The sequence below is a fragment of the Clostridium sp. DJ247 genome (assembly GCF_014231265.1).
This window is the reverse complement of record NZ_JABAIW010000007.1, coordinates 1-12,734: the sequence shown is the minus strand read 5'-3', so window position 1 is coordinate 12,734 and position 12,734 is coordinate 1. Positions and strand designations below refer to the sequence as shown.

The 12,734-nt window shown below is 32.2% G+C and carries 9 protein-coding genes; all 9 read left to right on the top strand.

All coding sequences use genetic code 11. The features are described from left to right. The first annotated feature begins 20 nt into the window (after positions 1-20). Entirely contained in the window at positions 21-707 is a 687-nt protein-coding gene (ftsE, locus tag HGI79_RS04375; RefSeq protein WP_185649448.1) for a cell division ATP-binding protein FtsE, read from the top strand. Further along, the gene (ftsX, locus tag HGI79_RS04370; RefSeq protein ID WP_185649447.1) at positions 697-1,584 is read left to right on the top strand and encodes a permease-like cell division protein FtsX; all 888 of its coding nucleotides are present in this window, start codon (positions 697-699) and stop codon (positions 1,582-1,584) included. The genes ftsE and ftsX overlap by 11 nt, the downstream gene beginning before the upstream one ends. 370 nt (positions 1,585-1,954) lie before the next feature. After that, the gene (locus tag HGI79_RS04365) at positions 1,955-3,118 is read left to right on the top strand and encodes a S41 family peptidase (protein ID WP_185649446.1); all 1,164 of its coding nucleotides are present in this window, start codon (positions 1,955-1,957) and stop codon (positions 3,116-3,118) included. Positions 3,119-3,209: 91 nt separating this feature from the next. Further along, positions 3,210-4,502 carry a PDZ domain-containing protein gene (locus HGI79_RS04360; RefSeq protein WP_185649445.1) on the top strand — a complete coding sequence of 431 codons (1,293 nt, stop codon included), beginning with the start codon at positions 3,210-3,212 and terminating at the stop codon, positions 4,500-4,502. Positions 4,503-4,505: 3 nt separating this feature from the next. Next, entirely contained in the window at positions 4,506-6,488 is a 1,983-nt protein-coding gene (uvrB, locus tag HGI79_RS04355) for an excinuclease ABC subunit UvrB (protein WP_185649444.1), read from the top strand. 95 nt (positions 6,489-6,583) lie between these two features. Then, a complete protein-coding gene (gene uvrA / locus HGI79_RS04350) occupies positions 6,584-9,406 on the top strand; it encodes an excinuclease ABC subunit UvrA (RefSeq protein ID WP_185649443.1) in 2,823 nt (940 codons plus the stop codon). A gap of 132 nt (positions 9,407-9,538) precedes the next feature. Further along, positions 9,539-9,973, top strand: a complete 435-nt coding sequence (locus HGI79_RS04345) for an FHA domain-containing protein (RefSeq protein ID WP_185649442.1) — start codon at positions 9,539-9,541, stop codon at positions 9,971-9,973. A gap of 50 nt (positions 9,974-10,023) precedes the next feature. After that, the gene (locus tag HGI79_RS04340; RefSeq protein ID WP_185649441.1) at positions 10,024-11,226 is read left to right on the top strand and encodes an FtsW/RodA/SpoVE family cell cycle protein; all 1,203 of its coding nucleotides are present in this window, start codon (positions 10,024-10,026) and stop codon (positions 11,224-11,226) included. A gap of 2 nt (positions 11,227-11,228) precedes the next feature. Beyond that, the gene (locus HGI79_RS04335) at positions 11,229-12,656 is read left to right on the top strand and encodes a penicillin-binding protein 2 (protein WP_185649440.1); all 1,428 of its coding nucleotides are present in this window, start codon (positions 11,229-11,231) and stop codon (positions 12,654-12,656) included. Positions 12,657-12,734: the final 78 nt, after the last annotated feature.

Sequence of the window (12,734 nt, the reverse complement as noted above, 5' to 3'; positions counted from 1 at the left end):
AAAAACAAGGAGATGTTTTGATGATACAGTTTAAAAATGTAACTAAGGTTTATGGTAATAATATATTTGCTTTATCAAATATAAATGTAAATATAGAAAAAGGTGAATTTGTATTTTTAGTTGGACCAAGTGGAGCTGGTAAATCAACTTTTATAAAAATGCTTTTGAAAGAGGTACAACCTACTAGTGGAAGTATATTAGTAAATGATATGGATGTAACAAATCTTAAAAGAAAAGAGATTCCTTATTATAGGAGAAAAATAGGGGTAGTTTTTCAAGATTTTAGACTAATACCAACTCTAAATGTTTATGAAAATGTTGCATTTGCAATGAGAGTTATTGAAGCTCCTTCAAGAGAAATAAGAAAAAAGGTACCTTTAGTGCTTTCTTTAGTAGGATTAGCAAATAAATATAAGGCTTTTCCACATGAGTTATCTGGTGGAGAACAGCAGAGAATATCTTTAGCTAGAGCTATTGTTAACAATCCTGCTATATTGATTGCCGATGAACCTACAGGAAACCTAGATCCGGAAACTGCTATGGATATTATGGAAACTCTTAATGATATAAATCGTGCCGGTACAACTATAGTTATGGCAACTCATGCTAAAGATATAGTTGACGCTATGAGAAAGAGAGTTATTGCTGTTGAAAAAGGTATCATAGTAAGGGATGAACAGAGAGGAGCATACGGCTATGAGGATTAGTACAATAAAATTCTTTATATTAGATTCATTGAAAAGCTTGAAAAGAAACAAAGTTACAAGTATCGCGTCATCAGCTACTGTTGCAGCAACGTTATTTATCTTAGGTATATTTTTACTTACAATACTTAATGTTAAACAAGGAATATTAGAAGTGGAATCTAAAGTTGAGGTAAGGGTAGTTCTGAAGGATGATATCACAATGCTTCAGCAAAGAGATCTAGAGAAAAAAATCAAGGATGTAAGTGGCGTAGTAGATGTAGCCTATGAAAGCAAAGCACAAGCTATGGAAAAGTTTAAAAGTCAACTTGGACAGAATAAGGGATTGGTTGAAGGATTAGAAAAAAATAATCCACTACCTAATTCATATATAGTTAAAGTGCAAAAGCCAGAAATGGTTACTGAGGTTGTAAATAATATTAAGGACATGCAAGGAATAGAAACTATTAAAGATGGAAGAGAAATTGTAGATAAGATTATAGCTGTAACCAGTACTATTAAATGGGTAGGTGGAGTTATATTTGTAATACTGATTGGAGTATCACTATTTTTAATAGGCAATACCATAAAAATTACTTTATACTCAAGAAGAAGAGAAATAGGGATAATGAAATACATAGGAGCTACTGACTGGTTTATAAGATGGCCTTTCATAATGGAAGGTATAATAATTGGTGTTATAGGAGGAATATTTGCAGATATATTATTATATTATGCATATACTATAGCCTATAACAGAGCTTCCGGTGGATTGTTAACCATGCAATTAGTATCTCCAAATTATGTGTTAACTAGTATATTAGGTTTATTTATAGTTATGGGTATTGTTATAGGATCAATTGGTAGTATACTATCTATAAGAAAATTCTTATCTGTTTAATATAAAGTGAAACTTAATTCAGGTGGGGTTTTTGACCCCATCTGAATTTTAGTTAAACCAATCCAGTGCGTACCAGCCCTTAACTCACCGCTTGTAGAAGCGGGAGTCTTAGGGCTGGTAGTCCGAATGGATAAAGTAAAACTTAATTCAGATGGGAGTATTAGAGCGGGTAGTCATGGAATAAATGTATAATATTTAGATTACATTATAATTAAAATCAGCATGCAGTATTAAGCTGCATGCTGATTTTATAAGCAATATATGAAATTTTACAAATAGTTTTGCAAATTTATTTTTTTTAGTGTTATAATTATTTAAGATTTATATAAATACTATAGAGTAGAAGGCTTATGACGGAGAGGTGGAAATTTTGAATAATAAAAAGAAATGGGTATTAGGGACTATAGCAATTGTACTTATAACCAACTTAGCTACTATGTTTGGAACAAATTTATATGTATTAAATAAGGTATCTAAGTTTGAAAAGCTCTTTGAGGTAAGAAGTGCTTTGTATAAATATTATGATGGAAAGATTAATGATTCAGATTTAGTAGAAGGAGCAGTAAAAGGTATGACTTCAGCCCTGAATGATCCTTATACAGTATTTATGAATAAAAAAGAATTTGAAGAATTTAATATGCAAACTCAAGGAAACTATAGTGGTGTAGGACTTCAAGTTCAGTCAAAAGAAAATAACATAGTAGTAGTAGATGTTTTTGAAGATTCCCCTTCTAAAAAAGCAGGAATATTACCAAAGGATATAATCGAAAAAGTAGATGGTACTGATGTAAGTGGTAAGGATCTTGATAAAGCAGTGACTTTAATGAAAGGTAAAGATGGAACTGATGTAACTCTAACCTTATATAGAGAAGCTAAGGGAACTTTTGATGTAAAATTAAAGAGAGCTAAGATAAATTTAGTTACTGTAAAAGACGAAATGATAGATAACAATATTGGATATATTCAGGTTACAATGTTTGATGAAAATACTGCAAAGAATTTTAGCAACAAGGTGAAAGAATTAAAGGATAAAGGTATGAAATCATTAATTATAGACTTAAGAGGAAACCCAGGTGGACTTCTCAATGAATGTGTAGATATGGTTTCAGATTTTGTACCTAAAGGAAAAGTTATAGTTTCAACTATAGATAAGTATAACAAAAAACAAGAATACAAATCTAGTGGAGGCGACTTCATAGGATTACCTATAACAATACTTACAAATGAAGGAACAGCCAGTGCATCTGAGATATTCTCAGGTGCGGTGAAAGACTACAAAATAGGTACTCTAGTTGGTGAAAAAACCTTTGGAAAAGGAGTTGTTCAAACAATGCTAGATACTGGAGAAGGTACAGCATTGAAAGTTACAATTTCCAAGTATTACACTCCAAATGGAGTAAACATACATCATATAGGTATTAGCCCAGATGTAGCAGTTCAATATCCTGATAGCTTAAGAGAAAAACCTTATGACAGAAGTGTAGATCCTCAATTTAATAAAGCACTAGAAATAGCTAAGAGTAAAGTAAAGTAGTTAAATTTCAGGTCAGAGTACCTATATAGGATTTTAAGTTAGACAGAAGTTTTCTGTCTAACTTCATTTATGGAGAGGGGAAATAATTTTAATGAGTATCTTACTATATACTTTAAGATCTGTAGCATTTGCATTAACAGAACCATATTTAGTAATGCTTTTAGTTATACTTGCATTTATGCTTTACAGAAAAAATAAGAAGACAGCTTTTATGCAGAAAATGATAATAGGTGAAAAAATAATATCACCTTTTGAACTTACTATATCACAAATTGTTATGGGAATATTTGCAGGCGTTTTTGCAAGTGTTATAATGTCTTACTTGGGTATAGTTTTTGATGAAAATTCCTCAGTAGACTTAATATTTTTGGTATCTATAATTTTCATGCTTTTCAGCCCAAAGTTAGTGTGTTTTGCCTATTCTGGGGCAGCTCTGGGAGCTGTTAGTATTATACTTACCATAGCGGCACAAGTTTTTAATAAACCTGAAGTCGACATTCTTAAGATAGATATAGTGGCCTTAATGACTATGGTTGCTGTGTTACATTTAATAGAGGGTATACTTATAATGATTGATGGAAGTAAAGGATATATACCTGTTTTTACTAGCAGAGATGGAAAAATAATAGGTGGTTTTGCATTACAAAGATACTGGGTACTACCTATAGCCATATTTTTTATGCTTCATAACAGTTCTGATATTGTTACAGCTTCTCAAACCACACTACCTCAGTGGTGGCCTAAAGTAAGAAATTCTATTCCAGCTGATATTTTAAAAGATGCAATGCTTATGTTAGTTCCTTTTTATGGCATTATGGGTTATAGTAGTGTGACATTTACAAAAGACAAGGAAGAAAAGGCATTTATGTCAGGGATTTTTATAATAATATATAGCCTAATTCTATTTGGATTGGCTCAGCTTGCTGTTATGAATATATACTTAAAAGTTTTGGTATTGATATTTGCACCTTTAGCTCATGAAGCTATAATTGCCGTTCAAAGGTACCTAGAAATAAAAGGTGAGCCTAAGTATATAAGTGGAGAAGAGGGAATAATGGTATTGGATGTTGCTCCCAACTCTCCAGCTAATGAAATGGGCATAAAAAGCGGAGATTTATTAGTAGAGATTAATGATGAAAAAATAGAAACGGAAGAGAAGATTACAGAAGCCATAAAGCAGTGCTCAAGTTTCATATGGTTTAAGGTTAAAAAGGTTACAGGTAACCTTGAGCAGGTAAGCTATAATAAAATGAATAGTGATAAGAAGTTAGGTATAGTTTTTGTACCGAGAGGTGTTCCAAAAGATAGTATGGTTGTAAAACTAAATGAGACAAGGTTTGGAGAAATATTAGATAAAATGAAAAATAAGGAGAAGGATGAGTAAAGAATGGGAAATTTCAAAATACATTCTAAATTCAAGCCAACAGGGGATCAGCCTAAAGCAATAAAAAGTATAGTAGATGGTATTTCAAGAGGAGAAAAGTTTCAGACTCTTCTCGGTGTAACTGGTTCAGGTAAAACTTTTACTATGGCGAATATTATTGAAAAAGTTCAAAAACCAACGCTTATATTGGCGCATAATAAAACCTTAGCAGCTCAGCTTTGTTCTGAGTTCAGAGAATTTTTTCCTGAAAATTGTGTTGAATACTTTGTATCATACTACGATTATTATCAACCTGAAGCATATGTTGCTCAAACAGATACTTTTATAGAAAAAGATGCATCAATTAATGATGAAATAGATAAGTTAAGACACTCAGCAACTTCAGCCCTTCTTGAAAGGAAAGACGTGGTAGTGGTTGCATCAGTGTCATGTATATATGGACTTGGTAATCCAGAGGAATATAAGAATCTTACTATATCACTAAGACAAGGTATGGTTAAAGACAGAGATGAAGTTTTAAAGAAGCTTGTAGAAATACAATATGAAAGAAATGAAATGAATTTTGTCAGAGGTACCTTTAGAGTAAAGGGAGATGTATTAGATATATTTCCTGCTTCCTATACTAATAAAGGTATAAGAGTTGAATTTTTTGGTGATGAGATTGATAAGATAAAAGAATTTGATGTTTTAACTGGTAATATAATAGGTACTATGAAACATGTGTCTATATCTCCAGCATCTCACTTTGCAACTTCAAGAGAAAGACTAGAAGTTGCAATAAGAAAGATAGAAGAGGAATTAGAAGATAGGTTGAGAGAACTGACAGCTGAAGATAAGCTGTTAGAGGCACAAAGACTTAAGCAAAGAACAAATTTTGATATTGAAATGATGCGGGAAGTCGGATACTGTAGTGGTATTGAAAATTATTCAAGAATACTTGATGGAAGAGCAAAAGGAATGGCCCCACAAACATTAATAGACTATTTTCCAGAGGATTACTTGCTTTTTATAGATGAAAGTCATGTGACGCTGCCGCAGGTTAAGGCTATGTATGGTGGAGACAGATCAAGAAAAGAATCTTTAGTTGGCTATGGCTTTAGATTGCCTTCAGCCTTTGATAACAGGCCTTTAAAATTTAATGAGTTTGAAGATAAGTTAAATCAAGTAGTTTTTGTCAGTGCTACGCCAGCTGATTATGAACTAAATCACTCTACAAATATAGCTCAACAGATAATTAGGCCAACTGGATTATTAGATCCGGAGATTATAGTTAAACCAATTAAAGGACAAATAGATGATTTATATGCAAATATAAAAGAAACTATAGATAGAGGTTTTAGAATATTGGTAACTACTCTTACGAAAAAAATGGCTGAGGATTTAACTGATTATCTAAAAGATATGGGTATAAAAACAAACTATATGCATTCTGGTATAGATACTATAGAAAGAATGAAGATAATAAGAGATTTAAGAAAAGGCGAATTTCATGTGTTAGTAGGCATAAATCTTTTAAGGGAAGGCTTAGATATTCCAGAAGTAGCACTAGTAGCTATTCTTGATGCGGATAAGGAAGGGTTTCTAAGATCTGAAAGATCACTTATACAGACTATTGGTAGAGCAGCAAGAAACTCAGAAAGTAAGGTTATAATGTATGCGGATACTATAACTGATTCTATGAACAAAGCCTTATCTGAAACTACTAGAAGAAGAAAAATACAAATAGCATATAATGAAAAGCATGGTATAGTACCTAAAACAATTAATAAAGAAATAAGAGAACTAATAGAAGCTACAAAAGTTTCGGAGGAAAAAGCTGAGTATGGTAGTTTAGAAGAAGCTATTAAGGCTAATAATGAAAATATAGATGAACTTATTGAAAAATACGAAAAAGAAATGAAAGAAGCTGCTAAAAGCTTACAGTTTGAACAAGCAGCTACATTGCGTGATATGATATTTAAGTTAAAAAAACAGAAGAAAAGTTAGAAACTCTAATTTAGATAAATAATAATTAGAGTCTATCATTTATGAATATATTTTGTTAACTATAATAAAATTTAAGGAGTGTGGAGATAAAGCTAATGAGAAATAGCATAGTAATAAAAGGTGCTAAGGTGCATAATTTGAAAAATGTTAGTTTAGAGATTCCGAGAGACAAGCTGATTATTTTCACTGGACTTTCAGGATCAGGAAAGTCTTCCTTAGCCTTCGACACATTATATGCAGAAGGCCAGAGAAGATATGTTGAGTCACTGTCAGCATATGCAAGACAGTTCTTAGGTCAAATGAATAAACCTGATGTAGAGAATATTGAGGGGTTATCACCTGCTATATCTATTGATCAAAAAACTACAGGTAGAAACCCACGTTCTACCGTAGGAACTGTTACAGAAATATATGATTACTTAAGATTACTATATGCCAGAATAGGTGTACCTCATTGCCCAAAGTGTGGAAAGAAAATAACTCAACAAACCGTAGATCAAATGGTAGATAAAATTTTAGATATGCCAGAGAAAACAAAAATTCAAATACTGTCTCCTGTAGTAAAAAGTAGAAAAGGTGAACATATAAAGCTGCTAGAGAATATTAAAAAGAATGGATTTGTAAGAGCTAGAATAGATGGAGAAACCATTGATTTACAAGAGGAAGATGTAAAACTTGAAAAGAATATCAAGCATACAATTGAAGTTGTAGTAGATAGATTAGTGATAAAGCCAGATATTAGAAGTAGGTTATCTGACTCTATAGAAACTTCGTTAAAACTATCTGAGGGATTAGTTATAGTAAATGTAATTGGAGAAGAGGATATATTATTTAGCGAAAAGTTTGCTTGTGCAGAATGTGGGATAAGCATAGGTGAAATTACTCCAAGGATGTTTTCTTTTAATGCACCTTTTGGAAAATGTGATCATTGTGATGGTCTGGGAACATTGATGGAGATAGATGAAAAGCTAATAATACCTGATAAGAGCAAAAGTATAGTAGAAGGTGCTATTATACCTTGGGGACCTGGAAGTTTAAAAGAAGATTCTTGGACTTTCAGTATATTAAAGGCTTTAGCTAAAAAATATAAATTTCAGTTAGACGTACCTATAGAAGAATATAGTCGTGAAGTTATAGATATACTTCTATATGGATTGAAAGGAGATAAAATAAAAGTTAACTATAAAAAAGATGGTACTAATATGGAGTTCAATCACGCCTTTGAAGGAATAGTTAACAATTTAAAGAGAAGATACTTAGAAACAAATTCAGATTATATTAAGGGTGAAGTTGAAAATTACATGAGTAATAACCCTTGTCCAAAATGTAAGGGAGCAAGATTAAGAGCGGAAGTTTTAGCCATTACTGTTGGTGAAAAAAACATTTATGAATTCTGCAGTATGTCAATAAAAGATGAACTGAAGTTTATAGAAGGACTTCAGCTGTCAGATAAGGATAAAATTATTAGTGATCAGATATTAAGAGAAATAAACAGTAGACTAAAGTTTCTGATAGATGTAGGACTAGATTACCTAACTTTAGCTAGAACCTCTGGTACTCTATCAGGTGGAGAAGCACAAAGAATTAGATTAGCAACACAGATTGGCTCTAGCTTAGTAGGTGTTTTATATATACTTGATGAACCAAGTATAGGACTTCATCAAAGAGATAACGATAGACTTATATCAACACTAAAGCATTTAAGAGATTTAGGTAATACGTTAGTTGTGGTAGAACATGATGAAGATACCATGAAAGAAGCAGATTTTATAGTTGATATAGGTCCAGGAGCAGGTGAACATGGTGGAAAAGTAATTGCAGCAGGGTCTATCGATGAAATAATGGAATGTGATGAATCTATAACAGGCCAATATTTAAGTGGAAAAAAGAAAATAGAGAAGCCTTCTGAAAGAAAATCTGGTAATGGTAAATCCATTATTGTAAAAGGTGCTAAAGAAAACAACTTAAAAAATGTAAATGTAGAATTTCCATTAGGAGTATTTACTTGTGTTACTGGAGTGTCAGGTTCTGGTAAGAGTACCCTTGTAAATGAAATATTATTTAAGGGCTTGAATAAGAGATTGAATAATTCAAAGGATAATCCTGGAATATACAAAGATATAGTTGGTGTTGAAAATATAGATAAAATTATAAATATAGACCAAAGTCCTATAGGAAGGACTCCTAGGTCGAATCCGGCCACATATACTGGAGTATTCGACATAATAAGAGAAGTTTTTGCTAATACATCAGAAGCTAAAATGAAAGGTTATAAGCCTGGAAGATTTAGCTTTAATGTAAAAGGTGGAAGATGTGAAGCTTGTCAGGGAGATGGAATTATAAAAATAGAAATGCAGTTTTTATCTGATGTATATGTTCCTTGTGAGGTGTGTAAAGGTAAAAGGTATAACAGAGAAACTCTTGAAGTAAAATATAAGGGTAACAATATTGATGATATTTTAAAGATGACAGTAGATGAGGCTCTAAAGTTCTTTGAAAATATACCAAGAATAAAAAATAAGTTGCAAACACTCATGGATGTAGGGCTTGGATATATAAGATTAGGTCAGCCTTCAACACAGTTATCTGGTGGAGAAGCACAAAGGATAAAGCTTGCCTATGAATTATCTAAGAAAAGTACAGGAAAAACTTTATATATATTAGATGAGCCTACTACTGGACTTCATATTGATGATGTAAGTAGACTTATAGATATACTTCAAAGAATTGTGGACACGGGTAATACTATAGTGGTTATTGAGCATAATCTTGATTTAATAAAATGTGCAGATTATATTATAGACTTAGGACCAGAAGGAGGGGAAAAAGGAGGAACTATTTTATGTACTGGTACACCAGAGGAAATAGTTAAAAATAAATCCTCTTACACAGGACAATATCTGAAAAAGATGTTATAATTTATATAAAGACTAGCATAACCATAATATAGATGCTAGTCTTTTAATATGCTGATGCATATGTCCCTTGAAGAAGAAGGGTTATTAGTGGCAGTTGGCTATGGGATAAAATAGTTACAAGAAGGTGATTATATGGAACTTAGTAAGTTGAGTATAATTTTTAAAATTATTATAATAGGAATAATATATATTATAATTTTCTTTGCTTTAAGAATAATGTATAAGGATATTAAAAATGGTGGAAAAAGAACTAGAAAAACTAATAGGAAATCCTTTGGGTTAGAAGTAATAAATGCTGGTAATAATTCTAATCTAAGGAGGGGAGGAGTAATTCCTGTCCAAGGTGAAATAACCATAGGAAGAAAGAATGATAACTTACTGATACTGGACGACCCATATGCTTCGGGGCATCATGCTAGAGTGTACATAAGAAACAATGACTGTCTGCTTGAAGATTTAGGAAGTACTAATGGTACATTGTTAAATAGAAAAAAAGTTCAAGGCCGAGAGTATCTAAATGCTGGAGACGAAATTACAATAGGAAATACATGCTTTAAAGTAATATAATAATATAATATTCTCATTTTTCACTTTATTAAGGACTGGTGGTGAATAAATTGGATACTAGCAGAGATGAGAAAAAACTTTTGAGATATACTTATCTTTTATGCTTGGTTTGTTTTTTGAATTTAGCTATACTAAAACAACCCTTTGATAAAGGGGCAATGGTTATGGCATTAGTCACATGTCTTCTTATAGGATATTCCTATTTAATAATAAGAAAATTTTTCTCAGATGGAGATAAATATATCTTTATATTTTCCAGTATATTATCTGTTATAGGTATGGTTATGCTGTATAGAATTAATATGGGAGACTCCATAAAACAGATAATATGGTTTGCCATAGGAGTAACAGGTTTTATATTAATAGTTGTTCTCTTGCCTGATTTAAAAAGTTTTAGTAAATATAAGTATTTGTATTTAGCTTTTACAATCTTATTTATGGGTATGGCTATTTTCATTGGTACAGAAATAAATGGTTCAAAAAACTGGGTTTTTATAGGTAGTTATGGTTTCCAACCATCAGAGTTTGGAAAGCTGTTTTTAGCTGCTTACTTAGCTTCAACTTTAAAAGACTATGAAAATTTTAAAGATTTATTAATACCTGGGTTGGTAGTTATGGTATGCTTAGGATTTATGGTACTTCAAAAAGACCTGGGATCTGCTTTAATAATCTTTGGAATGGCTATAACTATGCTCTATATAGCTACATCAAAATTTAAATATATAGCTTCTTGTTTTGCATTACTTGCTATAGGAGCAACTATTAGTTATAAGCTATTTGATCACGTAAGGATCAGAGTATTAATATGGAGAGATCCTTGGCCCTATGCAAATGATAAAAGCTACCAAGTGGTACAATCTATGTTTTCCATTGCTTCTGGAGGACTTACAGGATCAGGGTTGGGACTAGGGCATCCTGAATATGTTCCGGTTAACACAACGGATTTTATTTTTGCGGCATTGTGTGAAGAACTTGGAATACTTATGGGGTTTGGAATAATAATATTGTATTTTCTTCTATTTTATAGATGTATGAGGGCGGCTGTATATAGTGAAGATAAATTTTCAAGACTTTTAGCTGTAGGATATAGTGCAATGATAGCTTCACAAGTGTTGGTTATTATAGGTGGAGTTATGAATGCCATACCTCTTACAGGTATAACACTTCCCCTGGTAAGTTATGGAGGAAGTTCTATGCTTATTACATTCTTTTCACTGGGTATAATTCAAAAGATATCAGAAGAGGGTAGATAGATATGAATGATATATCAAACAATATAAAGAAAGTTCTCATGGTATTCTTAATATGCTTTATAGGTTTGATATCCTATATGACATATTTTGAAATTATTATGGGCCCTAAGATAGTTAATAGCCAATATAATAAAAGACTTTGGGTAAAAAGAAACGAAGTTTTAAGGGGAACTATTTACGATCGAAATGGTAAACCTCTAACTAAGAGTGAAAAAATAAATCAAGAGAAACAAAAAAGGGAATATACCGGAGGGGAATTATTTGCTCACATATTAGGGTATGTAGATATAAAGTATGGGATTACTGGCTTAGAAAGAAAATATGATGAACAGCTTATGTCTACAGATATTGAAGATAACATAAAGAGTCTTATAAAAAATAAGGGCAAAAGTGAGGAAAAAGTAGGTAATAGTTTAACTACAACATTAGATTACAATGTTCAAAATAAAGCATACGAGTTATTAGGAGATAACAGAGGAGCTGTGGTTGTATTGAACCCAAAGACAGGAGAGGTTCTTGCTATGGTTTCAAAGCCATCATTTAATCCTAACAACTTACAAGATATTTGGAAATCTATAAACCAAGATAAGAATAGACCGCTAATTAATAGAGCTACTGCGGGACTCTATCCTCCAGGATCTACTTTTAAGACTGTAACAGCAGTAAGTGCATTAGAGAATATTTCTGGTATTAAAGGTAGGACTTTTAATGATAGTGGAAGTTTATATATAAGTAAGGATTACTCACTTAATAATTTTAATGGAGAAGTGTTAGGTAATTTAGATTTTAGACAGGCATATACCCATTCTAGCAATGTTGTTTTTGGAGCTTTAGGACTTGAACTTGGTAATGATAAACTGAAGGCTACAGCAGAGAAGTTTTTCTTTAACAAGGAGATTCCAACAGATGGAATTCCTGTAGAGCCTAGTAAGTTTCCAACATTAAAAAAATATGAAAAAGGAAGCATTGCTCAGAGTGCAATAGGACAAAGCAGTGATTTAGCTAGTCCTCTTCAGATGGCAGTGGTTACTAGTACTATAGCAAATAGTGGTATAATGATGAAACCTTATTTAGTAAAACAGGTGGTTACAAGTAAGGGAGCTATAGTAAAAGATATACAGCCAGAAGCCATAGGGCAAATAGTTTCTGCGGATACTGCAAATACTATGAAAAACTTTATGAAGTCAGTTGTAGATGAAGGTACTGGTGTAAATGCTGCTATCGAAGGTATAAAGGTTGCTGGTAAAACAGGAACTGCAGATCATCAGGATGAGGGAAAAGATGCTCCTCCGCATTCTTGGTTTATTGGATTTGCGCCAGCTGACAATCCTCAAGTAGCTGTAGCTGTAATTGTAGAGGATGGAGGTCAAGGTGGAATAGCTGCTGCGAGAATAGCATCAGGGGTAATGAAAACTGTATTGAATAAGTAGTAGTTATAGATAATCACGCCCGAAATTTAACTTATACTCCGGAATATGCTGCCAAACTTCGGCACGTTAAAAACTTTT

Bases quoted from the DNA above. Each gene is read 5' to 3' on its own strand.
- HGI79_RS04335 (WP_185649440.1), top strand. From the start codon at position 11,229: ATGAATGATATATCAAACAATATAAAGAAAGTTCTCATGGTATTCTTA.
- HGI79_RS04360 (WP_185649445.1), top strand. From the start codon at position 3,210: ATGAGTATCTTACTATATACTTTAAGATCTGTAGCATTTGCATTAACA.
- ftsX (WP_185649447.1), top strand. From the start codon at position 697: ATGAGGATTAGTACAATAAAATTCTTTATATTAGATTCATTGAAAAGC.
- ftsE (WP_185649448.1), top strand. From the start codon at position 21: ATGATACAGTTTAAAAATGTAACTAAGGTTTATGGTAATAATATATTT.
- uvrB (WP_185649444.1), top strand. From the start codon at position 4,506: ATGGGAAATTTCAAAATACATTCTAAATTCAAGCCAACAGGGGATCAG.
- uvrA (WP_185649443.1), top strand. From the start codon at position 6,584: ATGAGAAATAGCATAGTAATAAAAGGTGCTAAGGTGCATAATTTGAAA.
- HGI79_RS04345 (WP_185649442.1), top strand. From the start codon at position 9,539: ATGGAACTTAGTAAGTTGAGTATAATTTTTAAAATTATTATAATAGGA.